The following is a 22,225-nucleotide window of genomic DNA, read 5'->3' on the forward strand; positions in this document are numbered from 1 at the left end:
CCATGACGTTCCGCGTCGCCCAGGTCAGCACCGGCAACGCCGGCCGGCTCACCCTGCGCCAGCTCATCGCCGACGACCGGTTCGAGCTGGTGGCGGTCTCCACCTCCAGCCCGGACAAGGTCGGCAGGGACGCCGGCGAGCTCGCCGGCGTGGACACCGTCACGGGGGTCGCCGCGGTCGGCGACCTGGACGCACTGATCGCGACCCGTCCCGAGTGCGTCGTCTACTGCGCGATGGGCGACACCCGGCCGGTCGAGGCCACCAACGACGTCCGCAAGCTCCTCGAGGCGGGCATCGACGTGGTGGGCTCGGCACCGGGCACGCTGCAGTTCCCCTGGGGCACGATGCCGCAGAAGGTGATCGACAAGGTCGAGGCGTCGGCCCGGGCGGGCGGCTCGAGCATCTACGTCACCGGCGTGGACCCCGGCTTCGCCAGCGACCTGCTGCCGCTGGCGCTGGCCAGCACCTGCCAGCGGATCGAGCAGATCCGGTGCTACGAGCTCGCCGACTACGCGACGTACGACGGCGCCGAGGTGATGTTCGACCTGATGGGCTTCGGCCGGCCCGTCGACGAGACCCCGCTGCTCTTCCTGCCCGGCGTCCTGGCCCTGGCCTGGGGCACCGCTATCCGGATGATGGCCACCGGCCTCGGCATCGAGGTGGACGAGATCGTCGAGCACTGGGAGGCCGAGCCCGCGCCGGAGTCGTACGACATCGCGGCCGGCCGGATCGAGAAGGGCACCATCGCCGCCCTGAAGTTCTCGATCAGCGGCCTGGTCGCCGGGCACCCCGCGATCGTCGTCGAGCACGTCACCCGCACCCGCGACGACCTCCGCCCCGACTGGGCCCGGCCGGCCGCGGGCGGCGGCTCCTACCGGGTGGAGATCGTCGGCGAGCCGAGCTACGTCGTCGACGTGGTGCCGAGCAGCGAGCACGGCGACCACAACCACGCCGCGATCGTGGCCGCGTGCGGGCGGATCGTGAACGCCATCCCGGACGTCCGCGCGGCCGCGCCCGGCATCCGTACGACGCTCGACCTGCCACTGCCGACCGGCCGGGGCACCTACACGGGTCCGGTCTAGCTCGGCAGCATCCGCCCGACCAGTCGCCGGCGTACGACGACCGCGAGGTGCAGCGCCACGGCCGCGTAGAGCAGGACGTGACCGGCGATGTGCAGAGGCAGCAGGTCGTCGTCGCCGAGCACCAGGGCGATGCCGGTCGCGGGCACCACCACGAGCAGGGCCAGCAGGACGCGCTCGGTGGCGGTGACCAGTCGCCGTTCAGCGCCACTGAGGCGCTCGGCCCACGGCGGCAGCGGGGTCGAGCGCCGCCAGAGGATCCGGGCGAGGGCCAGCGCGATGACGGCGATCCCGAGCAGCACGTGCAGGTCGACCAGGTCGAAGCCGCCGTCGAGGACGCCCAGGCCGTCGTCGTCACCCCCGCGCCCGCGGCCACGACCGCTCTCCCCCGACCGGCCCCGTCCGCGGCCGCGCCCGGAGTCGTCCGCGTCCATCGTGTAGCCGACGACGACCTGGCCGACCAGGGCGAGCACGGTCAGCCAGTGCAGCGTCTTGGTGACGGCGCCGTAGCCGTGCGGTCCGTTGCGCAGGGGCACGAGCCGCCGGTACCCGTCAGACGGGGGTGATCGGCAGCGAAAGCCGCGGCTCGAACGCGAACGACGCTCCGGTGCTGAACCGGGTCACGGCGACCTCGCCCGCCTCGGGTGCGGGCTCGGCGCCCTCGACGATCCGCAGCGTCCAGTCCCGGGGGGACCCGGAGACGTCGACGTCGAGCCGCGGGTCGACCGCCCGGACGAGCGCCTGCAGCGGGGCCGTGGCGTCGGGACCGCAGAGCGCGACCCAGGCACCGTCCTCGTGGGCTGGGGATGCGGCGACCCGCAGGACGCCGTCGATGGACGAGGCGTCGACGTACGCCGCGGGGTTCAGCAGGGGATGCAGCTCCAGCACGCGCAGCGCGCCGGCGACGCCGGCCGGCAGGTCGAGTGCTCGGTGGATGCGCTCGGCCGCGATGCCGGCGATGCCGGTCAGCTGCTTACGGCAGATCTCCAGCAGCTGCTCCTGGTCGACGGCCCGCTGCTCGACGGCGACCACGAACGAGAGGTTCAGCAGGTGCATCTGCAGGCACACCTCGTCAGCGATCCGGACCAGCGCCGACTTCGAGAACGCGTGGAAGTCGAGGTCACCGACCAGCGGCCCGGCGTAGTCCGCCTGACCGTCGTCGGCGGGGTCGATCGGGTCCAGCTCGACCGCGGCGGCGCGGGTGCGCTCGATGACGTAGTACGGCGCCAGTGGCTCGACGGGCGGGTACGACTCGTCGATGATCACCGTCCACGCGCAGTGCGGGTTCCGGCCTGCCGGCGTCCGCGGCGGCCGGTGGATCGGCCGCACCTGGGCCCGGGGGTTGGTCGCGACCGCGGTCGCGTCGAAGGTCGGGTCCTCGATGTCGTGGCACATGGAGCGGACGTACTCGGGCCCCATCGGCTCGACGTCCATCAGCGCGCCGCAGTGGTCGAGGTGGAACTCCCCGCGCCAGCGGTCGTGGACGGCGTAGCGGAAGTCCATGAACTGCGGGGGCGCGCCGATGTCGAGCTGCAGGCCCTTGAAGATCGTGATGATGTCGCCGTTGCCGGGAGGGCCGGCGTACCCCAGCGCCTGCTGCATCCGTCGGGTGTAGATCGGGCTCGACCCGGCCCACTCCTCGATCGCGATCTGGGCCATCTCCTCGCGCCCGAACGCCGAGATGCACCAGGCCATCCCGGAGCGGTCGATGAGCTGGCCGATCAGCAGCAGCTCGGGGACGAGGACGGCGAGCTCCTCGCGGGACAGGTCGGCGTAGCGGCTCGGCATGGGTCGATGGTGGGTCAGTCGGACGGCGGTGTCAACAGTGTTGACACCGCGGCGCCGTAGTAGCGCGCGATGGCGTCCGGGTCGGCGCCGACGACGGCGGGGTCCTCCAGGATCACCAGCGCCTCGAGGAGGCCGCCGACCTGGGCGGCGACCAGGTGCGCGCGCAGAGCGGCGTCCGGGCCGTCGAGGCGCGCCGCGAGCGGCCGCGCCAGAGTCTCCTCCATCGCGGCGACCAGCTGCTCGCGCACTGCAGCGCTGTCGGTGGCCCGGATCATCGCGCGGTACGGCGTGCGCAGGACGTTCGAGAGACGCTCGTCGAGGACCAGCGCGACCAGTCGCTCGCCCATCCCGCTCAGCGGGCCCTCGAGCGCCGGCGCGAACGGGCCCTCGACGTCGATGGTCTCGAGGAACAGCTGCTCCTTGGACCCGAAGTGCCGGATCACCAGCGCGGGGTCGATCCCGGCCGCGCCCGCCACCCCGCGGACGGAGGTGGCGGCGTACCCGGCCGCCATGAACTGCCGGCGCGCCTCCGTCGCGATCAGGCCCTTCGTCGTCCGCTCGGTCACGGGGCGAGGCTAGCGAGGACCAGGTCCAGTGCGGCCTCGCGGCGCGCGAGCGGGAACGCCGCGGGATCGACGAGCACCTGGACGACCAGCCCGTGGGTGCAGGAGGTGAGCACGTCGACGACCGCCTGCGGGTCGGCCGGGGCGAGCTCGCCGCGGTCGAGCGCCTCGACGACCAGGGGGCCCAGGACCGAGCGCCACCGGACGTAGCGCACGGCCTCGCGGTCCCGGAGGTCGGGATCGGCCAGGGCCGGCCCCCAGAAGCTGACCCAGATGCGACTCAGCACCATCGTCTCGTCGTCGTCCGAGACCAGTCCGACCAGCCGGGCCCGAAGCGCCTCCAGCCCGGACAGTCCGGCCGCGAGCGGTGCCAGCCGGGCGTCGCTGCGCTCGTGGAGCAGGTCGAGCGCGTGTCGCACCAGCACCTCGCGGTGCGGGAAGTAGTGCGTGACGAGCCCGGTCGTCGCCCCCAGCTCGGTCGCCACCGCCCGCAGGCTCAGCCCGTCGAAGCCGGTCCGGGCGAGCACGCGCCAGACCGCCTCGGCGACGTCCGCGCGGCGGGCTTCGTGGTCGACCGGCGCAGGCATGTCCCCTAAGGTACATAACAACCGTTACGCAGGAGGTCCCGTGCTGTCCCACTCCCTCGGCGAGGGCGCCGAGCTCCGTCCCCTGGAGCCCTGGCAGGCGGCCGAGTTCGCGGCGTACATCGAGCGCCATCGCGCCCATCTCGCCGCCTGGCTGCCCTGGGCCGTGTCGATCACCGACACCGACGGCGCCCGCACCTTCCTGCAGCCGTACGCCGACGACACGGCGGCAGACGGCCGGCGGATCTACGGGCTGCGGGTCGACGGTGACCTGGTCGGCGGCACCGTCTTCCGGGTCTTCGACAGCGCCGCCTCGCTCGCCGAGGTCGGGGTGTGGCTGGCCCCCGGGGTCCAGGGGCGCGGCCTGGTCACCCGCGCCGTGACCGCCATGGTCGACTGGGCCGTGCGCGAGCGCGGCATCCACCGGATCGAGTGGCAGTGCGTCCCCGAGAACACCCGCAGCCGCGCGGTCGCCGTACGCTTGGGCATGACGCACGAGGGCACCCGGCGCCAGGCCTTCGAGCACGCCGGTCGCCGCTGGGACACCGAGGCGTGGGCGGTGCTGGCCGACGAATGGGTAACGATGCACCCATGAGGACACGCACCCTGGGCAACGACACCGTCGGCACCGTAGAGGTGGGCGCGATCGGCCTCGGCCTGATGACGTTCGACCAGTCCGGCTCCCAGCCCCGCGAGCAGCTGCTCGACACGGTCCGCGCCGCGCTCGACGCCGGGGTCACCCTCTTCGACACCGCCGACGCCTACGGTCCGGGCGACGAGCTCGGTGACGGCGCGCAGGGCGCCAACGAGCGGCTGATCGCGTCGCTGCTCGACGAGCTCGGGGTGCGCGACCAGGTGTTCCTGGCGACCAAGGCCGGGCACGTGCGTGCCGCCGGTGGCGCCTGGGCGCTGGACTCCTCGCCCGACCACCTCCGACAGGCCGTCGACGCCAGCCTGGAGCGGCTCGGGGTCGAGCGGATCGATCTGTGGCAGCACCACCGGCCGGACCCGGAGGTGCCGTACGAGGAGGTCGTCGGGTCCCTGCGGGAGGTCGCCGAGTCCGGCAAGGTCCGGATGGTCGGCCTCTCCAATGCCAACGCCGCCCAGATCCGGCTCGCGCACACGGTGCTCGGCGACTCGCTGGTCAGCGTGCAGAACCAGTTCTCCCCCGCGTTCCGCACCAGTGCCCCCGAGATCGACGTCTGCGACGAGCTCGGCCTCGCGTTCCTGCCGTGGAGCCCGCTCGGCGGACTCGGCGACGCGAAGGCGCTCGCCGACAAGCACCCCGCGTTCGCCGACCTGGCCGCCGACCGCGGCGTCAGCCCGCAGCAGGTGGCGCTGGCCTGGGAGCTCGCCCAGTCACCACGGGTGATCCCCATCCCGGGCGCCAAGAGGCCGCAGTCGGTCCGTGACTCAGCGGCCGCCGCCGACCTGGACCTCTCCCCCGACGAGCTGGCGCGGCTCGACGCGTCCTGACGACCGGCTCGACCGCCTCGTCGGGTCAGCCGACCGCGCGATCCCCGGTCCAGTACCGCGCCCGCAGCGCCTTCTTGTCCGGCTTGCCCAGTCCGGTCAGCGGCAGCGCGTCGACCGCGACGACCTGCTTGGGCGCCTGCACGGAGCCCTTGCGCTCCTTGACCAGCTCCTGGATCTCCGCGATCACGTCGTCGGTGAGCTCGTGCCCGTCGCGGAGTACGACGATGGCGGTGACCGCCTCGCCGAACTTCTCGTGCGGCGTGCCGATCACGCCCACCTGGGCGACGGCCGGGTGCTCGGCGACGACGTCCTCGACCTCGCGCGGGAACACGTTGAAGCCGCCGGTGACGATCATGTCCTTGGTGCGGTCGACGATGTACCAGAAGCCGTCCTCGTCCTCGCGCGCCACGTCACCCGTGTGCATCCAGCCGTCGCGGAAGGTCTCGACCGTGGCCTCGGGCAGGTTCCAGTAGCCACCGGCGAGCAGCGGCCCGGCGACACAGATCTCCCCGGGCTCGCCGACGGGGACGGGCGTGCCGTCCTCGCCGAGCAGCGCGGCCCGCACGAACGCCGACGGCCGGCCGCAGGAGGCGAGTCGCCCGTCGTCGCCGGACACGTGGTCGGCCTTGGCCAGGTAGCTGATCGCCATCGGCGCCTCGGACTGGCCGTAGTACTGCGCGAAGATCGGCCCGAACCGCTCGATCGCCTCCTTCAGCCGCACCGGGTTGATCGCCGACGCGCCGTAGTAGACGGTCTCCAGCGACGACAGGTCGCGGGTGTGCGAGTCGGGGTGGTCCATCAGCGCGTAGAGCATCGAGGGCACCAGCATCGTGGCGGTGATCTTCTGCTCCTCGATGGTGCGCAGCACCTCCGCCGGGTCGAACTTCGCCAGCACGTAGAGGCAGCCGCCCTTGAGCACGGTCGGGACGAAGAACGCCGCGCCCGCGTGCGAGAGCGGCGTACACATCAAGAAGCGCGGCGACTCGGGCCACTCCCACTCGGCCATCTGGATCTGGGTCATCATGTGCATCTGCCGCGACGTGCCGATCACGCCCTTGGGCTTGCCGGTGGTGCCGCCGGTGTAGGTGATCGACACGATGTGATCGGGCTCGAGGGTCACGGCCGCCAGCGGCTCCGGGTCGTACGACGCGGCCGCGGCGTTCAGGTCGTGCCCGACGTGGCTCAGCTCGTCGGGCACCGGGCCGATCGTGAGCACCTTCTCCAGCTTGGGGCACTTCTCCAGCAGCCCGAGCGCGCGCTCCACGAACATCGGCACCGGGTCGATGGTCAGGGTGGTGATCTCGGCGTCGTTGATGACGTAGGCGTGGTCGTCCAGCGAACCCAGCGGGTGCAGCGAGGTGCGCCGGTAGCCCTGGGTCTGGCCCGCGCCGATGATGAACAGCACCTCGGGGCGGTTGAGGGCGAGCAGTGCCCCCGCCGTACCCCGTCCGGCGCCGAGCGCCTCGAAGGCCTGGATGTACTGGCTGATCCGGGCGGCCGTCTCGCCACCGGTGAGCGTCGTGTCGCCCAGGAACATCACCGGCTTGTCGTGGTGCCGCTTCAGCGCGGCGACCATCAGGTGGCCGTTGTGGGTCCCGACCCGCAGGTCCTGGTCAAGCGCAGCGTCCGTCATGGCGCTGAGACTAGAACGCGTTCCAAATCGACGCTACTTCCGCTCGGCCAGTCTCACGGCGGCGTGCAGCACGACGGCTGCCTCCTCGGGGTCGAGGACCGCGCGCTCCGGCACCAGCCCGCCCAGCAGTGCGGCCGGCTGGGTCAGCCAGCCCCAGACCTGCCAGGGGTCCATCCGGGAGGCGAGCAGCGGCTCGAGGACCGGCACCAGCTCCGGGCGCACCTCCCCCGCCATCGTGAGCTGGAAGCCCGGCACCAGGGTGCGCTCGTTGGCGGCGACGACCAGCAGCCGGTGTGACGAGGCCGCCTTGTGGACGGCGAACCGGGTCGCCTCGACGCTCGCGCCGCGCACCTCGGCCAGCGTCTCGTAGCCGAACCACGCACTGGCCAGCAGCTGCTCGCGCACCTTCGCCCGCCGGGCCAGCTGCACGAGCGAGATGGGTACGGCGTGCTCCGGCTCCGAGCCGTCCTGGCGCAGCAGCCGCTCCACCTCGGCGAGCTGCGCGCCGGTCATCGGCCGCCGGGTCCCGGGATCCGTCCACACCGCCCGCCCGTCCGGGTCGCGGTCCAGGACCGGCAGCCCCGCCGCAGGCAGGTACGACGCCAGGCCGAGCCCCTCCAGCCAGGTCGCCAGTCGCTCCCCGAGCTCGCGGGTCTGCTCGTCGTCCGGGTCGTGCTCCGCGGTCATGGGTCCAGCCTGTCAGCCTGGTGCTGGGGGCAGCGAGCCGGGCGGGAACTTCCCCGGTGAATCGGGGAAGCTGGACGTTCCCAGGCAAAGTTCCGGCAGAGAAGGTCTGGCAGCGCCTCAGAAGTCAGGCCGGCGACAACCACACCGGGCGCAGGCGCGTCCCACGGTCATGACCAGACTCCGACACACCACCGCGCTCGTCGCCCTGCTCGCGACCGCGTGTGGCAGCCCGACGGTCCGGTCGACGCAGGACTCAGCCGGCCCGACCCCGGCCGGGAACACCTCCGCAGCCGCGGCGTTCGTGGCGTACGCCGCCGGCGGCGAGCCCGACGTCTCGTGGGCCGGGACGGTCGACCTGACGATCCCAGCGGCAGCCTCGCCGGGCGGCAGATTGCCCAGTTAACCGGGGAACCTGGACGTTCCCAGGCGAAGTTCCGGCCCAGAACGTCAGGCATTGCCCGCGAAGTCCGTCGGCCCACTCAGCGCAGCAGCGCCGCGATCTGGCGGACCTCCGCGGGCGAGCGCAGGCTGAGCATCAGCGTGGTCACGCCGGTCTCCTCCCACTGCGCGACCCGCTCCCGCACCTGACCCTCGGTGCCGACGATGTGCATGTCGTCGACGAGCTCGTCGGGGATCAGCGCGGTGGCCCTGTCCTTCTCGCCGCTGAGGTAGAGCCGCTGCACCTCGTCGGCGAGGTCGGCGTACCCCATCCGCTCGAAGACCTGCTTGTGGAAGTTGGCCTCCTTCGCGCCCATCCCGCCCATGTAGAGCGAGACCGTGGGCTTCAGCGCATCGAGGACCAGCTGCTTCTCCTCGGGTCCCGAGACGACCTGGAGGTGACAGGTGGCGGCGATCTCGAAGTCCGCACGGGTACGACGCGCGCCGGGTCGCCCGAAGCCCTCGTCGAGCCACGGCTGGTACATGCCCGCCGACCTCGGCGTGTAGAAGATCGGGATCCAGCCGTCGGCGATCTCGGCGGTCTGGGCGACGTTCTTCGGCCCCTCGGCCCCGAGCCAGATCGGGATGTCGGAGCGCAGGGGGTGCACGATCGGCTTCAGCGGCTTGCCGAGCCCGACCGCGCCCTCGCCGGCGTACGGCAGCGGGTAGTGCGGGCCGGCGTTGGAGACCGGCGCCTCCCGGGCCAGCACCTGGCGAATGATGTCGACGACCTCGCGGGTGCGGGCCAGCGGCTTGGCGAACGGCTGGCCGTACCAGCCCTCGACGACCTGCGGCCCACTCACGCCCATCCCGAGCACGACCCGGCCGCCGGTGAGGTGGTCGAGGGTGAGCGCGTGCATCGCGATCGAGGTCGGGGCCCGTCCGGACATCTGGACGATCGACGTGCCGAGCCGCAGCCGCGACGTCTCTCGACCCCACCACGCGAGCGGGGTGAACGCGTCCGACCCCCACGCCTCAGCGGTGAAGATCGCGTCGAACCCGGCTTCCTCTGCTGCGGCCACGAGCTCGCCCACCCCGGTCGGCGGCTGTGCGCCCCAGTAGCCTAATTGCAGTCCCAGTTTCATGCCGACACCATGTCAGACACCTTGTGCGTTTGGTAGAACGTGTTCTAGTTTGCGATCATGGTTCGCACCCTCTCGGCACCAGTCACGGTCGCCTTCGATTACACACGCTCGACCGGCCCCGTCGTGGGCCGGTTCCTCACCGGCCTCCGGGACGGGGTGGTCGTCGCCGGACGCACGTCGGACGGGCGGGTCGTCGTACCGCCGCCGGAGTTCGACCCGGTCACCCACGAGGCGCTCACCGACTTCGTCGAGGTCGGTGCCACCGGCACCGTCACCTCCTGGACCTGGGTCCCCGAGCCGGTCGCCGCGCAGCCGCTCGACCGGCCGTTCGCGTTCGCGCTGGTCACCCTCGACGGGGCGGACACGCCGTTCCTGCACGCGGTGGACGTCGCCTCCCCCGCCGAGATCAGCACCGGCATGCGGGTGCAGGCGCGGTGGCGCGGCGAGCGGACCGGCGCGGTCACCGACATCGAGTGTTTCGAGCCCGCTTCGGTGGTCGAGGAGGTTGCGCAGCAACCGTCTCGAAACCCCGACCCCGTCACCCGCGTGATCACCCCGGTCGCACTCGACTACCAGTACGCCGCCTCGCCCGAGGAGTCGGCCTTCTACCGCGGACTGGCCGAGGGCCGGATCCTCGGCCAGCGCTGCCCGGCCTGCCACAAGGTCTACGTGCCCCCGCGCAGCGCCTGCCCGGCCGACGGTGTGGCCACCACGGACGAGGTCGAGCTGTCCGAGGTCGGCACCGTCACGACGTTCTGCGTCGTGAACGTGCCGTTCATGGGCCAGAAGATCAAGCCGCCGTACGTCTCGGCGTACGTCCTGCTCGACGGCGCCGACATCGCGTTCCTGCACCTGATCCTCGACATCCCGGCCGACGAGGTCCGGATGGGGATGCGGGTCAAGGCCGTCTGGAAGCCGCGCGAGGAGTGGGGCACGACGATCGAGAACATCAGTCACTTCAGTCCGACCGGTGAGCCGGACGCGGACTACGACACCTACAAGCACCACCTCTGAAGGGGCGAGACAGACATGCGTGACGTTGCCGTCGTTGGCTTCGCCCAACGACAGATGGAGGAGTTCGACGGGTCGCCGACCTGCGTGGAGCTGCTCGTGCCGCTCTTCCAGGAGTGCTACGAGCAGACCGGGTGGACCCGCAAGGACGTCGGGTTCTGGTGCTCGGGGTCCTCGGACTACCTGGCTGGCCGGTCGTTCTCGTTCGTGCAGGCGGTGGACGCGATCGGCGTCATCCCGCCCGTGAACGAGTCCCACGTCGAGATGGACCTGGCCTGGGCGCTCTACGAGGGCTGGCTGAAGATCCAGACCGGCGAGGTCGACACCGCGCTGGTCTACGCGTTCGGGAAGAGCTCGGCCGGCGTGCTGCGTCGTACCCTCGCGCTCCAGCTGGAGCCGTACACGATGACGCCGCTGTGGCCCGACACCGTCAGCCTCGCGGGCCTGCAGGCCCGGGTCGGCCTGGACGCCGGACTGTGGGACGAGCGCGCGATGGCCGAGGTGGTCAACCGCTCGCTGGCCGACGCGGAGAAGAACGAGTACGCCGTCCGCAAGGGCGGCTCGTCGGTCGAGGAGCTGCTGGCCCGGCCGATGTACGCCGACCCGCTGCGCAAGCACGACTGCGCACCAGTGACCGACGGTGCGGCCGCGATCGTGCTCGCCGCCGGTGACCGGGCTCGCGACGTCTGCGACAAGCCGGCCTGGATCACGGGCCTGTCGCACTACATCGACGCGATGAGCATGGGCACCCGTGACCTGACCCGCTCCCCCTCGGCCGCTCGCGCCGCGGCCGCCGCCGGCACCGACGGCGTGGAGGTGGCCGAGCTGCACGCGCCGTTCAGCCACCAGGAGCTGATCCTGCGCCGCGAGCTGGGGCTCGGCGACGACGTCGCGGTCAACCCCTCGGGCGGAGCCCTCGCCGGCAACCCGATGTTCTCCGCGGGCGGCATCCGGATCGGCGAGGCCGCGAAGAAGATCTGGTCGGGTGAGGCGTCGAGAACCCTCGGCCACGCCACCAGCGGCCCCGCGTTGCAGCAGAACCTCGTGTGCGTCCTCGACGCCGACCAGAAGGGGGCCTGACATGGCGAAGCAACCCGCAGCCGTCGTCGGCATCGGCCAGACCCACCACCGCGCGAAGCGCGAGGACGTCTCGATGGCGGGCCTGTGCCGCGAGGCCATCGACCGAGCTCTCACCGATGCCGGGATGACGCTGGACGACATCGACGCGATCGTCGTCGGCAAGGCGCCCGACCTCTTCGAGGGCGTGATGATGCCCGAGCTGTTCCTGGCCGAGTCGCTGGGCGCGGCCGGCAAGCCGCTGCTCCGTGTGCACACCGCCGGCTCGGTCGGCGGCTCGACCGCGATCGTCGCCGCGTCGTTGGTCCAGGCGGGCGTCCACCGGCGGGTGCTGACCGTGTCGTACGAGAAGCAGTCGGAGTCCAACGCCATGTGGGCGCTCTCGGTGCCCGTCCCGTTCAACATGCCGGTCCACGCCGGCGCCGGCGGCTACTTCGCCCCGCACGTGCGCTCCTACATCCGCCGCTCGGGCGCGCCGAACCACATCGGCGCCATCGTGGCCGCCAAGGACCGCACCAACGCGCTGAAGAACCCCTACGCCCACCTGCACAACGAGGGCACCACGGTCGAGTCGGTGCTGGCCTCGCAGATGCTCTGGGACCCGATCCGGTACGACGAGACCTGCCCGTCCTCCGACGGCGCCTGCGCGCTGGTCATCGTGGACGAGGACACCGCGAAGGCCTCGCCCAACCCGGCGTGGATCCACGGCACGGTGATGCGCTCGGAGGCCACCTCGGCCGCCGAGCGCGACCAGGTCAACCCGCAGGCCTCCCGCGACGCTGCGGCGGCCCTGTGGAAGCAGGCCGGCATCACCAGCCCGATCGACGAGATCGACGCGGCCGAGATCTACGTGCCGTTCTCGTGGTTCGAGCCGATGTGGCTGGAGAGCCTCGGCTTCGCCGACCCGAACGGCGGCGGCTGGCGGCTCACCGAGTCGGGCGCGACCGCCATGGACGGCAGGATCCCGGTCAACTGCTCGGGCGGCGTGCTCTCCTCCAACCCGATCGGCGCCTCGGGGATGCTCCGCTTCGGCGAAGCGGCGCTGCAGGTGCGGGGCGCAGCCGGGGAGCACCAGGTCGACGGGGCCCGCAAGGCGCTGGGCCACGCCTACGGCGGCGGCTCCCAGTTCTTCTCGATGTGGGTCGTCGGCGCCGACAAGCCGGCCAACTAGGCACAGCCTCGGTACTTCGAGGGCAGGACGATCCGCCCGGCGCGACTGGGAGGGCGCGCCGGGCGGATCGTCCACCGTCGGGGCACCACCGAGCCGGATCGCACGTTGGAGGAGACATGAGCGAGCTCCTGCGCACCAACGATGTCGCCCTCATCTCGGTGGTCGAGGGGCTGCTGCAGGAGGCGGAGATCCCCTGTCACGTCGCCGACCGGCACGCCAGCATCCTCGAGGGGACGCTCAACTTCCTCCAGATGCGCATCCTGGTGCCCGACGAGCGCGAGGCCGAGGCCCGCGACCTGCTGACCGACGCCGACCTGGGGCAGTGGCTGCGCAGCGGGCGTTCGCCCGGCGCGAACTAACGGGACACACCCGGAGTTCGCCCCTAAGGTCGGTCCATGGGTGAGGTGATCGCGTTCCCGGCTCCCGAGGAGTCCGTCCCGACAACGTGGGCCAGGTCGACAACGTCGACCGCCGAGCCGCTGTGGCGGGAGGCCGTCGGCCACGAGCTGCGCGAGGAGCGCCGCCGGACGGGGCGCACGCTCATCGACGTGGCCGAGCAGGCCGGCGTCTCGATGCAGTACCTCTCCGAGGTCGAGCGCGGCCGCAAGGAGCCCAGCTCGGAGATCCTCGGCGCGGTCGCCGGCGCGCTCGGACTGCGGCTGGTCGACCTGACCGCCCGGGTCACCCGCACCCTGGCCCGGCCGTCCGGCCCCGTCTGCCTCGCGGCCTAGCGGAGACGCCCACGCCGAGTCAGCAGTAGTAGCGGTCAGGGCTGACCGCTACTACTGCTGACTCGGCGATCACTCAGTAGCCCGGGAAGACCTTCCGCAGGTCGTCCAGGCTCACGTCGCCGGTCACGCCGACGCCGGCGTCGTACGGCGGGCGCAGCCGGCCGCTGAGCAGCCGGACCACGGCCTCCTGCGGACCGTCGAACGTCGCTGCGGCAACGACCGGGCCGGTCGTGACGGTCACCGAGTCGGCGATCGCCAGGCCGCCGCCCGGGAACGCGACCGTGACCGAGCCGTCGAGCTGGTCGGCCTTGGCGGAGAAGCCGAGCAGGAACGAGAGGTCGCCCGCGAACAGCTCCACCAGGATCGCCGCCGCCTCGGCGTCGATCCGTGCGGCGGGGTCGACGGCGACCTTCACGTCCCAGACGTGGTTGGCGACCTCGTTGAGCCGCATACCGATCGCGACGCTGAGCGGGACGGGGGCGGGCAGGAAGCCCAGGTCGATGCTGAGGCCGGCCTTCTGCTCGTCGGTCAGGGACTCGACGGTCTCGATGTACGCCCGGTCGTGCTCGACGTACGCCGCCGCCTGCTCCTGCGGGGTGGAGCCGTCCCAGCGGGCCCAGACCGCCTGGTTGTCCTCGGCCGTCACGTCGAGCCCGGCGGCGACGGCGATCGGCCTACGGCTGATCTCCGCGCCGCTTCCGAGGTGCGACAGCACCTGGGCGAGCGTCCACTCGGACGCACCGCTGGGGCCGACGAGCTGCTCGTCGGTCAGCGTCGGGACCAGGGTGGCCAGGTCATCGTGGTGGGCACGGAGCGACGTGATGGCGCGGTCGAGCAGCGGAGGGGTCATGTGCTGCCCAGCACACCGCGGGCGCCATTGATTCCCGCCAGCTTGCGGCTGTCCAGAACAGCGTCGGCGACGCCGTACGCCACGGCCTCCGGCGCGGTCAGCACCAGGTCGCGATCGGTGTCCGCACGGAGCCGGTCCAGGTCCTGCCCGGTGTGCCGGACCAGGATCTGCTCCAGCTCCGCGCGCAGCCGGACGATCTCCTTGGCCTGCAGCGCCAGATCCGGCAGCGTGCCCTGGCCACTCGCCGACGGCTGGTGCAGGACCACCCGGGAGTGCGGGAGGACCAGCCGCCGGCCCGCCTCCCCCGCCGCCAGCAGTACGGCGGCCGACGAGCCCGCCTGGCCGATGCAGGTGGTGCCGATCGGCGGCCGGACGAACTGCAGCGTGTCGTAGACGGCGAGCATCGCGGTCACCGAGCCGCCCGGGCTGTTGAGGTACAGGTTGATCGGCGCATCGGGGTTCTCGGACTCCAGGTGCAGCAGCTGGGCGATCACCACGTTGGCGACGCCGTCGTCGATCTCGGTGCCGATGTAGACGATCCGGTCGCTCAGCAGTCGGCTGTAGATATCGACGGCGCGCTCGCCGCGGACCGTCTTCTCGATGACGCTGGGGATCGTGTAGGAGCTCATGCCAGACCCATCCGGGAGACGGGCCGGGCGGGCGTCACGTCGGAGACATCGGTGAGGATCGCGTCGACGAAGCCGTACTCGAGCGCCTGCTCCGCAGTGAACCAGCGGTCGCGCAGTGCGTCGCGCTCGACCTTCTCGAACGGCTGTCCGGTGTGCTCGGAGATCAGCCTCATCATCACGTTCTTGGTGTGCTCGAGATGCTGGGCCTGGATCTCGATGTCGACGGCGCTGCCCCCGATCCCGGCTGAGCCCTGGTGCAGCAGCACCCGGCTGTGCGGGAGCGCGTAGCGCTTGCCCGGCGTACCGGCCGAGAGCAGGAACTGCCCCATGCTCGCCGCCAGGCCCATCGCCAGCGTGCTGACGTCGTTGGGGATCAGCCGCATCGTGTCGTAGATGGCCAGCCCGGCCGAGACCGAGCCGCCGGGTGAGTTGATGTAGAGGCTGATGTCGCGGTGCGGGTCCTCGGCGGACAGGAGCAGCAGCTCGGCGCAGAGTCGGTTGGCGATCGGGTCGTCGACCTCCTGGCCGAGCACGATGATGCGCTGGTCGAGCAGCCGGTCGGCGGCGGTGGGGGTGCTGGCGGCGCTGGTCTGGGTCATCCGGCCAGCCTGGTCCGGCGTACGACGGGTTCCCAGGGATTCTGCTCCCGGCAGTTCTGCGCTGGGCGGAGCCGGCCCCTAAACTCGGGCCGTGATCGAGCTCCGCACCCCCACCCAGATCGAGCAGATGCGTCCGGCCGGGCGTTTCGTGGCCGATGTCATCACCCGGCTCTCCGAGGTGGCCGACGTCGGGATGAACCTGCTCGAGCTGGACGCCGTCGCCCACGAGATGATCCGCGAGCGCGGCGCGGAGTCCTGCTACATCGACTACCACCCGTCCTTCGGCGCGTCCCCCTTCGGCAAGGTGCTGTGCACGTCGGTCAACGACGCCGTGCTGCACGGCCTCCCGCACGACTACGTGCTGCAGGACGGCGACCTGCTCAGCGTCGACTTCGCGGCGAGCGTCGACGGCTGGGTCGCCGACTCCGCGCTCAGCGTCGTCGTCGGCACCCCCCGCCAGGAGGACCTGGACCTGATCGCGACCACCGGGCGCGCCCTCGAGGCCGGCATCGCCGCCTCGACCGTCGGCAACAAGATCGGCGACATCTCGGCCGCGATCGCGGGCGTCGCCCGGGCAGCCGGCCTGGCGATCAACACCCAGTTCGGCGGGCACGGCGTCGGCCGCACCATGCACGGCGACCCGCACATCCCGAACGACGGGCGCGCGGGCCGCGGCTACAAGCTGAAGGCCGGCCTGGTGATCGCGATCGAGCCGTGGTTCCTGCACACCACCGACGAGATCTACACCGACGCCGACGGTTGGACGCTGCGCAGCGCCGACCGCTCGCGCGGCGCGCACATGGAGCACACGGTGGCGATCACCCCGGACGGCCCGCTGGTGCTGACCGCCCGGGGTTGAGCGCGAGGTACTACGCCCGGTCCGCCGGCGCGCCGGTCACGCGTACTTGACCTGCAGCTCCTTGATCCCGTTGACCCAGGAGTGGCGCAGCCGCGTGGCCGGCGCCAGCCGGGAGATGTCCGGGGCGTGGTCGGCGAGGGCGTCGAAGAGGACCCGGATCTCCTGGCGGGCCAGGTTCGCGCCCAGGCAGTAGTGGTTGCCGTTCCCGCCGAAGCCCAGCTGCGGGTTGGGGTCGCGCAGGATGTCGAACTTGAACGGGTCCTCGAACACCGTCTCGTCGAAGTTGGCGCTGGCGTAGAACAGGGCGGCCCGCTGCCCCTTCTTGAAGTGCACGCCGCCGAGCTCGACGTCGTTCAGCGCAGTCCGCTGGAAGACCGTCACGGGCGTCGCCCATCGGACGATCTCGTCGATCATCGTGGCGGGCCGCTCGCGCTTCCAGAGCTCCCACTGGTCGGGGTTGTCGAAGAAGGCGTTCATCCCGTGCGTGATCGCGTTGCGGGTGGTCTCGTTGCCGGCGACGGCCAGCAGGATCACGAAGTAGCCGAACTCGTCGTCGGTCAGTCCGCGCTCGCCCTTGTGCGCGTTGATCAGCTTGGTGATCAGGTCGTCGCGCGGGTTGGCCTGCCGGTCGGCGGCGAGCATCATCGCGTAGCCGAGGATCTCGGCGGCGGCGACGTCCTGGTTGCCGGCGTAGTCGGGGTCCTCACCGGCGAGCATCTGGTTGGACCAGTCGAAGAGCTTGTGCCGGTCCTCCTGGGGTACGCCGATCAGGTCGGCGATCGCCTGCAGCGGGAGCTCGGCCGCGATCTCCTCGACGAAGTTGCCGGTACCGCGCCCGACGGCCTCCTTCACGATGGAGTTGGCCCGCTGCACCATCGTCTCCTCGAGCTCGTTGATCGAGCGCGGGGTGAACCCGCGGGAGACGATCTGCCGGGTCGTGGCGTGCTCGGGCGGGTCCTGGTTGATCAGGATGACGCGCTGGAGCTCGATCTGGTCGCGGGACATCTCATTGGGAAAGCGGATGATCGCGCCGTTCTCGGCGGTCGACCAGTTCTTGCTGTCCTTGGAGATGGCGGCGACGTCCTCGTGCCGGGTCACGGCGTAGTAGCCGGTCCCGGACTCCTTGGCGAAGCCGCTGCGCCAGATCTCGTCCTGCTCGATCCAGATGATCGGCGCTTGCTGGCGCGCCGCCCGGAACTCCTCGTGCGGGATCGCCTTCTGGATCACATCCGGGTCGGTGAAGTCGAACCCCTCGGGGAGGACATCGGTCGTGGTCACGTGTGCTTCCTTTCGCTGCCTGTCCGAGATAGCGGATGTGCGCGCGTCACCGGTAGGCGACGCGGAGCTCCTTCACGCCGTTCAGCCACCCGCTGCGCAGCCGCACCGGGTCGCCGAGCGGGCGGATGTCGGGAGCAAGGTCGGCGATCGCCTTGAAGATCAGGTCGACCTCGAGCTTCGCGAGGTTCGCCCCGATGCAGTAGTGCGCGCCGTGCCCGCCGAAGGCCTGGTGGGGGTTCGGGTCGCGCAGGATGTCGAAGGTGTGCGGGTCCTCGAAGACGTCCTCGTCGAAGTTCGCGCTGGCGTAGAGCAGCCCGACCCGGTCGCCCTTCTTCACCTGGACCCCGCCGACCTCGACGTCGTTGAGGGCGGTGCGCTGGAAGACCGTCACGGGCGTGGCCCAGCGGATGATCTCGTCGACCGCCGTGTCGGGCCGCTCGCGGCAGTAGAGGTCCCACGCCGCGGGGTCGTGCATGAACGCGTGCATCCCCCAGGTGATCGCGTTGCGGGTGGTCTCGTTGCCGGCCACCGCGAGCAGGATCAGGAAGAACCCGAACTCGTCGTCGGTCAGCCCCCGACCGTCGACGTCGGCGGTGACCAGCTTGGTGATGATGTCGTCAGCGGGGTTCTTGCGTCGCTCGTCGGCGAGCGCCATGGAGTAGGCCAGGATCTCCATGAAGGCGATCATCTGGTCGCCCTCGACCTCCGGGTCGTCGTACGACATCATCTGGTTCGACCACTCGAAGAGCTTCCCGCGGTCCTCCTGCGGCACCCCGAGCAGGTCGGCGATCGCCTGCAGCGGCAGCTCGGCGGCGACGTCCTCGACGAAGTTGCCCTCGCCCTTGGCGAGCGCCTCCTCGACGATCGTCCGGGCCCGCTCCGCCAGACCGTCGTGGAGGGCGTTGATCGCCCGCGGCGTGAAGGCGCGCGAGACGATCTGGCGCAGCTTGGTGTGGTCGGGAGCGTCGTGGTTGATCAGCAGGAAGCCGGTCTGCTCGCGCTCCTCCTTGGTCATCTCCGGCGCGAAGCGGATGATGACGCCGTTCTCCTGGGTGGAGAAGTTCGTCTGGTCCTTGGAGACCGCCGCGACCTCGCTGTGCTTGCTGAGCGCCCAGAAGCCCTCGTGGTCGGGGAAGCCCCCGCGCGCGACCTCGTCCTGGGCGATCCAGGACACCGGCGCGGTACGACGCAGGGCGAGCAGCTCCTCGTGGGGCACGCGCTGGCGCATCACGTCGGGATCGGTCGGATCGAAGTCGATCGGCACCGAGCTCGGTGCGGAGGCAATCGTGGACACCCGGACAACCCTTCTGTTCTGGAACAGGTTCTAGTGGCCCAGGTTACATACTCTCGGTACGTAATGCCAAGCACCCTTGTCGCCGAACGAGAACGTGTTCTACTTTCTCACCATGGGCACTCCTGTGATCGTCGACGCCGTCCGCACTCCCCTGGGCAAGCGCAAGGGCTGGCTCGCCGGCGTACACCCCGCCGTACTCCTCGGGTTCACGCAGGCCGAGGTGCTGCGTCGGGCCGGGGTGGACTCCGAGCTGGTCGACCAGGTGATCGGCGGCTGCGTGACCCAGGCCGGGGAGCAGTCCAACGACATGGTCCGCCGGGCCTGGCTGCACGCCGGCCTGGCGCAGCGGACCGGCGCGACCGCCGTCGACGCCCAGTGCGGCTCCGGACAGGTCTCGGCGCACCTGATCCACGACATGGTCGCGGCCGGGACGATCGACGTCGGCATCGCGTGCGGCGTCGAGTCGATGTCGCGGATCCCCCTAGGCGCCAACGTGCCCGCCGGCATGGGCGACCCGCGACCCGACGACTGGTCGATCGACATGCCCAACCAGTTCGAGGCCGCCGACCGGATCGCCAAGAACCGCGGCCTGACCCGCGCCGACCTCGAGGCCTTCGGGCTCGCCTCGCAGCAGAAGGCGCGCACCGCCGTCGACGAGGGCCGGTTCAAGCGGGAGATCGCGCCGATCGAGGCGCCGGTGCTCGACGAGTCGGGCGCGCCCACCGGGTCGACCCGCATCGTCGACAGCGACCAGGGCCTGCGCGACACGACCCTCGAGGGCCTGGCCGGCCTCCGGACGGTGCTCCCCGACGGCCTGCACACCGCCGGCACGTCGTCCCAGATCTCCGACGGCGCCTCCGCCGTACTCATCATGGACTCCGACAAGGCCGACGCCCTCGGCCTCAAGCCGCGAGCCCGGATCGTCACCCACTGCCTGGTCGGCTCCGACCCGTACTACCACCTCGACGGCCCCATCGACGCCACCGCCCGCGTGCTCGAGCGCACCGGCATGGCCATCTCCGACTTCGACCTGTTCGAGGTCAACGAGGCCTTCGCCTCCGTCGTCCTCTCCTGGGCCGGCCAGCACCACGTCGACCTGGACCGCGTCAACGTCAACGGCGGCGCCATCGCCCTCGGCCACCCCGTCGGCTCCACCGGCACCCGGCTGATCACCACGGCCCTCCACGAGCTCGAGCGCCGCGACGCCTCCACCGCCCTCATCTCCATGTGTGCCGGTGGCGCGATGGCGACCGGGACGGTCATCGAGCGGATCTGAGGGTGGCGGGAGTTTCTCCGCCCAGGCGGAGAAACTCATCGCTCTGACATGAAACTTCACGCCAAAAGAGCGAGTTTCTCACCGTCGGTGTGACTTCTGGGACGGCCCACCACCTCCCCGATCGCGACGTTTTCCACAGCCTCGAACTGATCGGTGTCACGCCCCAGGATTCTCGGGCACGGTCAGAACATGATCGACCTGCTCCTCAGCATCGCCAGCGAGTCATCCGTACTGCTCCGTCGTGACGCGGTCGCCGCCGGGATCGACGACAACGCTCTTAGTCGCTACGTCCACGCCGGGGTGCTGGTGCGGATCCGCCAAGGGGCGTACTCGATCGCTTCGGTGTGGAAGCAGGCAAGCCCCGAGGACCAGCACCTCATGGTGGTCGACGCCGTGATGCGGCAGTACGACGCGCACGTCGTCCTGTCGCACGCCTCGGCAGCCCTCCTGCAGGGCGCACCCGGGTGGGGGCTGGATCTCAGCAACGTCCACGTCACCCATCTCGAAGGCGGCGGGCGCATCGGCGGACGGGTCATCCATCACCACGGGTCGTGCCGCGCTGGCGACGTCACGCGCATGAACGACCACTGGATCACGTCGCCAGCGCGCACCGTCCATGACATCGCGATGACGGCGGGCGCCGAGGCGACTCTGGTGAACGCCAGCGACTTCCTCCACCGTGGGCTCACCACCATCGAGGAGCTGCTCGCGCTCGAACCGGCCCGGAACAAGTGGCCACGCACGCTCGGCATGAACGTCGTACACCACCTGGCCGACGCGCGATTCGAGTCGGTCGGCGAGAGCCGATGCCGATTTCTCTTCTGGAGCCAGGGACTTCCGGCACCCGAACCGCAGTTCGACGTGTTCCATCCGAACGGGAAGCTCGCCGGTCGCGTCGACTTCGCCTGGCCGGAGTTCGGACTTCTCCTGGAGTTCGACGGCCGTATCAAGTACACGCGCTACCGTCGCGAGGGCGAGTCCCTCGAGGAAACGATCCTTCGCGAGAAGCGTCGCGAAGAGCTCATCTGCGAGCTCACCGGCTGGCGAATCATCCGACTGACCTGGGCCGACCTGGCGGATCCGCGCGGAACAGCCGCTCGGATCCGCCGGCTCCTGGCCCGTGCAGCCTGAATCACTCCGGCCACGTGAGCAACAACGGTGGTACGAAACTCATGCTGATGTCGTGAAGCTTCGTGACATCAGCATGAGTTTCTCCGCCTGGGCGGAGAAACTCTCACGCCCCGTAAACAGCCTCCGGCACCGGCGCCTGCACCAGCAGCTCACGCAGCGCAGGCCCGACCTCGGGGGCCGACCAGCGGGAGCCGAGGTCGCGGGCCGGGCCGTGCGCCCAGCCGTTCTCGACGGTGATCTTCCCGCCCTCGATCTCGATGACCCGACCAGTGACGTCGCCGGCGTCGACGGAGGCGAGCCAGGCGACGATGGGCGAGTTGTCCTCGGGGAGCGCCATGGCCGAGGTGTCGAAGGCGCCCTCGGTCATCCGGGTGCGGGCGACGGGGGCGATCGCGTTGACGGTGACGCCGTACCGCCCCAGCTCCTGGGCGGCGACCAGGGTGAGTCCGGCGATGCCGGCCTTGGCGGCGGAGTACGTCGCCTGCCCGACCGAGCCCTGCAGACCCGCACCGGAGGAGGTGTTGATGACCCGCGCAGCGCGCTCGCGGCCGGCCTTCGACTCGGAGCGCCAGTAGGCGCCGGCGTGCCGCAGCGGGGCGAAGTGGCCCTTCAGGTGCACCCGGATGACGGAGTCCCACTCCTCCTCGGAGGTGTTGACGAGCATCCGGTCGCGAACGAAGCCGGCATTGTTGACCAGGATGTCCAGCCCGCCGAAGGTGTCGATCGCCTGCTGCACCATCGCGGCGGCCTGCTCGAAGTCGGCGACGTCGGCGGTGTTCACGACGGCCCGGCCGCCCGCTGCGGTGATCTCGCCGACCACGGACTCGGCCGGGGTCTCCCCCGTGTCCTCGCCGGCCAGCGAGACGCCGTAGTCGTTGACGACCACGGCCGCCCCGTGCGCGGCCAGCTCGAGCGCGTGCGCCCGGCCGATCCCGCGACCGGCGCCGGTGACGATCGCGACGCGACCCTCGAGAAGCTTGCTCATG

The 22,225-nt window shown here is 71.1% G+C and carries 25 protein-coding genes; 12 read left to right on the forward strand and 13 right to left on the reverse strand.

What is annotated here, in order from left to right; genetic code table 11:
- The first annotated feature begins 2 nt into the window (after positions 1 to 2).
- Positions 3 to 1,082, forward strand: coding sequence for a diacylglycerol kinase (locus MUB56_RS17815; RefSeq protein WP_244928350.1), 1,080 nt, complete (start codon positions 3 to 5; stop codon positions 1,080 to 1,082).
- On the opposite strand, the gene MUB56_RS17820 is transcribed toward MUB56_RS17815, so the two are convergent.
- The 4 genes from MUB56_RS17820 to MUB56_RS17835 are packed head-to-tail and all read right to left on the reverse strand — an operon-like array spanning position 1,079 to position 4,017.
- Entirely contained in the window at positions 1,079 to 1,615 is a 537-nt protein-coding gene (locus tag MUB56_RS17820; protein WP_244928351.1) for a cytochrome b/b6 domain-containing protein, read from the reverse strand. The genes MUB56_RS17815 and MUB56_RS17820 overlap by 4 nt on opposite strands.
- Before the next feature lie 16 nt (positions 1,616 to 1,631).
- The gene (locus MUB56_RS17825; RefSeq protein ID WP_244928352.1) at positions 1,632 to 2,867 is read right to left on the reverse strand and encodes a hypothetical protein; all 1,236 of its coding nucleotides are present in this window, start codon (positions 2,865 to 2,867) and stop codon (positions 1,632 to 1,634) included.
- 14 nt (positions 2,868 to 2,881) lie between these two features.
- Positions 2,882 to 3,433 (reverse strand): TetR family transcriptional regulator, encoded by a 552-nt coding sequence (locus tag MUB56_RS17830; protein ID WP_244928353.1) that lies wholly within the window; start codon positions 3,431 to 3,433, stop codon positions 2,882 to 2,884.
- Positions 3,430 to 4,017, reverse strand: coding sequence for a TetR family transcriptional regulator C-terminal domain-containing protein (locus tag MUB56_RS17835; RefSeq protein ID WP_244928354.1), 588 nt, complete (start codon positions 4,015 to 4,017; stop codon positions 3,430 to 3,432). The genes MUB56_RS17830 and MUB56_RS17835 overlap by 4 nt, the downstream gene beginning before the upstream one ends.
- Positions 4,018 to 4,057: 40 nt before the next feature.
- Here MUB56_RS17835 and MUB56_RS17840 point away from each other — a divergent pair, with 40 nt between their 5' ends.
- Both MUB56_RS17840 and MUB56_RS17845 read left to right on the forward strand, forming a co-directional pair.
- Positions 4,058 to 4,609, forward strand: coding sequence for a GNAT family protein (locus MUB56_RS17840; protein WP_244928355.1), 552 nt, complete (start codon positions 4,058 to 4,060; stop codon positions 4,607 to 4,609).
- Positions 4,606 to 5,490, forward strand: coding sequence for an aldo/keto reductase (locus MUB56_RS17845; RefSeq protein WP_244928356.1), 885 nt, complete (start codon positions 4,606 to 4,608; stop codon positions 5,488 to 5,490). Before MUB56_RS17840 ends, MUB56_RS17845 begins: the two co-directional genes overlap by 4 nt.
- A 25-nt stretch (positions 5,491 to 5,515) precedes the next feature.
- Here MUB56_RS17845 and fadD8 read toward each other — a convergent pair whose 3' ends face one another.
- A complete protein-coding gene (fadD8, locus tag MUB56_RS17850; RefSeq protein WP_244928357.1) occupies positions 5,516 to 7,123 on the reverse strand; it encodes a fatty-acid--CoA ligase FadD8 in 1,608 nt (535 codons plus the stop codon).
- A gap of 33 nt (positions 7,124 to 7,156) precedes the next feature.
- Positions 7,157 to 7,810, reverse strand: coding sequence for a hypothetical protein (locus MUB56_RS17855; RefSeq protein ID WP_244928358.1), 654 nt, complete (start codon positions 7,808 to 7,810; stop codon positions 7,157 to 7,159).
- 169 nt (positions 7,811 to 7,979) lie between these two features.
- Between MUB56_RS17855 and MUB56_RS17860 the strand changes: the two genes are divergently transcribed.
- Positions 7,980 to 8,213 carry a hypothetical protein gene (locus MUB56_RS17860; RefSeq protein ID WP_244928359.1) on the forward strand — a complete coding sequence of 78 codons (234 nt, stop codon included), beginning with the start codon at positions 7,980 to 7,982 and terminating at the stop codon, positions 8,211 to 8,213.
- 76 nt (positions 8,214 to 8,289) lie between these two features.
- Here the strand turns inward: MUB56_RS17860 and MUB56_RS17865 are convergent, their stop codons facing one another.
- Positions 8,290 to 9,333: an LLM class F420-dependent oxidoreductase gene (locus tag MUB56_RS17865; RefSeq protein WP_244928360.1), complete on the reverse strand. Its 1,044-nt coding sequence runs from the start codon at positions 9,331 to 9,333 to the stop codon at positions 8,290 to 8,292.
- Positions 9,334 to 9,390: 57 nt separating this feature from the next.
- On the opposite strand from MUB56_RS17865, the gene MUB56_RS17870 reads away from it, so the two are divergent.
- The 5 genes from MUB56_RS17870 (at position 9,391) to MUB56_RS17890 (ending at position 13,323) form a co-directional block, all read left to right on the forward strand.
- Positions 9,391 to 10,347, forward strand: a complete 957-nt coding sequence (locus MUB56_RS17870; protein WP_244928361.1) for an OB-fold nucleic acid binding domain-containing protein — start codon at positions 9,391 to 9,393, stop codon at positions 10,345 to 10,347.
- Positions 10,348 to 10,362: 15 nt separating this feature from the next.
- Positions 10,363 to 11,424, forward strand: a complete 1,062-nt coding sequence (locus MUB56_RS17875) for a thiolase domain-containing protein (protein ID WP_244928362.1) — start codon at positions 10,363 to 10,365, stop codon at positions 11,422 to 11,424.
- 1 nt (position 11,425) lies between these two features.
- Positions 11,426 to 12,592, forward strand: a complete 1,167-nt coding sequence (locus MUB56_RS17880) for a thiolase domain-containing protein (RefSeq protein ID WP_244928363.1) — start codon at positions 11,426 to 11,428, stop codon at positions 12,590 to 12,592.
- Positions 12,593 to 12,708: 116 nt separating this feature from the next.
- The gene (locus MUB56_RS17885; RefSeq protein WP_244928364.1) at positions 12,709 to 12,951 is read left to right on the forward strand and encodes a DUF2007 domain-containing protein; all 243 of its coding nucleotides are present in this window, start codon (positions 12,709 to 12,711) and stop codon (positions 12,949 to 12,951) included.
- Between the two features lie 36 nt (positions 12,952 to 12,987).
- Positions 12,988 to 13,323: a helix-turn-helix transcriptional regulator gene (locus MUB56_RS17890; protein ID WP_244928365.1), complete on the forward strand. Its 336-nt coding sequence runs from the start codon at positions 12,988 to 12,990 to the stop codon at positions 13,321 to 13,323.
- 73 nt (positions 13,324 to 13,396) lie between these two features.
- On the opposite strand, the gene MUB56_RS17895 is transcribed toward MUB56_RS17890, so the two are convergent.
- The 3 genes from MUB56_RS17895 to MUB56_RS17905 are packed head-to-tail and all read right to left on the reverse strand — an operon-like array spanning position 13,397 to position 15,401.
- A complete protein-coding gene (locus MUB56_RS17895) occupies positions 13,397 to 14,173 on the reverse strand; it encodes a maleylpyruvate isomerase family mycothiol-dependent enzyme (RefSeq protein WP_244928366.1) in 777 nt (258 codons plus the stop codon).
- On the reverse strand, positions 14,170 to 14,802 hold the full coding sequence (locus tag MUB56_RS17900) for an ATP-dependent Clp protease proteolytic subunit (protein WP_244928367.1): 633 nt from the start codon (positions 14,800 to 14,802) through the stop codon (positions 14,170 to 14,172). The genes MUB56_RS17895 and MUB56_RS17900 overlap by 4 nt, the downstream gene beginning before the upstream one ends.
- Entirely contained in the window at positions 14,799 to 15,401 is a 603-nt protein-coding gene (locus tag MUB56_RS17905; protein ID WP_244928368.1) for an ATP-dependent Clp protease proteolytic subunit, read from the reverse strand. Before MUB56_RS17905 ends, MUB56_RS17900 begins: the two co-directional genes overlap by 4 nt.
- 91 nt (positions 15,402 to 15,492) lie before the next feature.
- On the opposite strand from MUB56_RS17905, the gene map reads away from it, so the two are divergent.
- Positions 15,493 to 16,260 (forward strand): type I methionyl aminopeptidase, encoded by a 768-nt coding sequence (gene map, locus MUB56_RS17910; protein ID WP_244928369.1) that lies wholly within the window; start codon positions 15,493 to 15,495, stop codon positions 16,258 to 16,260.
- A gap of 36 nt (positions 16,261 to 16,296) precedes the next feature.
- Here the strand turns inward: map and MUB56_RS17915 are convergent, their stop codons facing one another.
- Positions 16,297 to 17,538: a cytochrome P450 gene (locus MUB56_RS17915; RefSeq protein WP_244928370.1), complete on the reverse strand. Its 1,242-nt coding sequence runs from the start codon at positions 17,536 to 17,538 to the stop codon at positions 16,297 to 16,299.
- 46 nt (positions 17,539 to 17,584) lie between these two features.
- The gene (locus MUB56_RS17920) at positions 17,585 to 18,832 is read right to left on the reverse strand and encodes a cytochrome P450 (RefSeq protein WP_280637305.1); all 1,248 of its coding nucleotides are present in this window, start codon (positions 18,830 to 18,832) and stop codon (positions 17,585 to 17,587) included.
- 112 nt (positions 18,833 to 18,944) lie between these two features.
- Here MUB56_RS17920 and MUB56_RS17925 point away from each other — a divergent pair, with 112 nt between their 5' ends.
- Both MUB56_RS17925 and MUB56_RS17930 read left to right on the forward strand, forming a co-directional pair.
- A complete protein-coding gene (locus MUB56_RS17925) occupies positions 18,945 to 20,108 on the forward strand; it encodes a steroid 3-ketoacyl-CoA thiolase (RefSeq protein ID WP_244928371.1) in 1,164 nt (387 codons plus the stop codon).
- A 189-nt stretch (positions 20,109 to 20,297) separates the two neighbouring features.
- Entirely contained in the window at positions 20,298 to 21,239 is a 942-nt protein-coding gene (locus MUB56_RS17930) for a type IV toxin-antitoxin system AbiEi family antitoxin domain-containing protein (RefSeq protein WP_244928372.1), read from the forward strand.
- A gap of 103 nt (positions 21,240 to 21,342) precedes the next feature.
- Here MUB56_RS17930 and MUB56_RS17935 read toward each other — a convergent pair whose 3' ends face one another.
- Complete coding sequence (locus tag MUB56_RS17935) at positions 21,343 to 22,224, reverse strand: SDR family oxidoreductase (protein ID WP_244928373.1); 882 nt, start codon at positions 22,222 to 22,224, stop codon at positions 21,343 to 21,345.
- Position 22,225: the final 1 nt, after the last annotated feature.

The sequence above is a fragment of the Nocardioides sp. W7 genome, from assembly GCF_022919075.1.
Taxonomy (GTDB): domain Bacteria; phylum Actinomycetota; class Actinomycetes; order Propionibacteriales; family Nocardioidaceae; genus Nocardioides.

What these genes read in the sequence shown, in the direction of transcription:
- MUB56_RS17935 (WP_244928373.1), bottom strand. Translation starts at nt 22,224, where the DNA reads ATGAGCAAGCTTCTCGAGGGTCGCGTCGCGATCGTCACCGGCGCCGGT.
- MUB56_RS17930 (WP_244928372.1), top strand. Translation starts at nt 20,298, where the DNA reads ATGATCGACCTGCTCCTCAGCATCGCCAGCGAGTCATCCGTACTGCTC.
- MUB56_RS17860 (WP_244928359.1), top strand. Translation starts at nt 7,980, where the DNA reads ATGACCAGACTCCGACACACCACCGCGCTCGTCGCCCTGCTCGCGACC.
- MUB56_RS17845 (WP_244928356.1), top strand. Translation starts at nt 4,606, where the DNA reads ATGAGGACACGCACCCTGGGCAACGACACCGTCGGCACCGTAGAGGTG.
- MUB56_RS17900 (WP_244928367.1), bottom strand. Translation starts at nt 14,802, where the DNA reads ATGAGCTCCTACACGATCCCCAGCGTCATCGAGAAGACGGTCCGCGGC.
- MUB56_RS17895 (WP_244928366.1), bottom strand. Translation starts at nt 14,173, where the DNA reads ATGACCCCTCCGCTGCTCGACCGCGCCATCACGTCGCTCCGTGCCCAC.
- MUB56_RS17855 (WP_244928358.1), bottom strand. Translation starts at nt 7,810, where the DNA reads ATGACCGCGGAGCACGACCCGGACGACGAGCAGACCCGCGAGCTCGGG.
- MUB56_RS17865 (WP_244928360.1), bottom strand. Translation starts at nt 9,333, where the DNA reads ATGAAACTGGGACTGCAATTAGGCTACTGGGGCGCACAGCCGCCGACC.
- MUB56_RS17880 (WP_244928363.1), top strand. Translation starts at nt 11,426, where the DNA reads ATGGCGAAGCAACCCGCAGCCGTCGTCGGCATCGGCCAGACCCACCAC.
- MUB56_RS17870 (WP_244928361.1), top strand. Translation starts at nt 9,391, where the DNA reads ATGGTTCGCACCCTCTCGGCACCAGTCACGGTCGCCTTCGATTACACA.
- MUB56_RS17875 (WP_244928362.1), top strand. Translation starts at nt 10,363, where the DNA reads ATGCGTGACGTTGCCGTCGTTGGCTTCGCCCAACGACAGATGGAGGAG.
- MUB56_RS17885 (WP_244928364.1), top strand. Translation starts at nt 12,709, where the DNA reads ATGAGCGAGCTCCTGCGCACCAACGATGTCGCCCTCATCTCGGTGGTC.
- MUB56_RS17925 (WP_244928371.1), top strand. Translation starts at nt 18,945, where the DNA reads ATGGGCACTCCTGTGATCGTCGACGCCGTCCGCACTCCCCTGGGCAAG.
- MUB56_RS17815 (WP_244928350.1), top strand. Translation starts at nt 3, where the DNA reads ATGACGTTCCGCGTCGCCCAGGTCAGCACCGGCAACGCCGGCCGGCTC.
- MUB56_RS17825 (WP_244928352.1), bottom strand. Translation starts at nt 2,867, where the DNA reads ATGCCGAGCCGCTACGCCGACCTGTCCCGCGAGGAGCTCGCCGTCCTC.
- fadD8 (WP_244928357.1), bottom strand. Translation starts at nt 7,123, where the DNA reads ATGACGGACGCTGCGCTTGACCAGGACCTGCGGGTCGGGACCCACAAC.
- MUB56_RS17835 (WP_244928354.1), bottom strand. Translation starts at nt 4,017, where the DNA reads ATGCCTGCGCCGGTCGACCACGAAGCCCGCCGCGCGGACGTCGCCGAG.
- MUB56_RS17905 (WP_244928368.1), bottom strand. Translation starts at nt 15,401, where the DNA reads ATGACCCAGACCAGCGCCGCCAGCACCCCCACCGCCGCCGACCGGCTG.
- MUB56_RS17890 (WP_244928365.1), top strand. Translation starts at nt 12,988, where the DNA reads ATGGGTGAGGTGATCGCGTTCCCGGCTCCCGAGGAGTCCGTCCCGACA.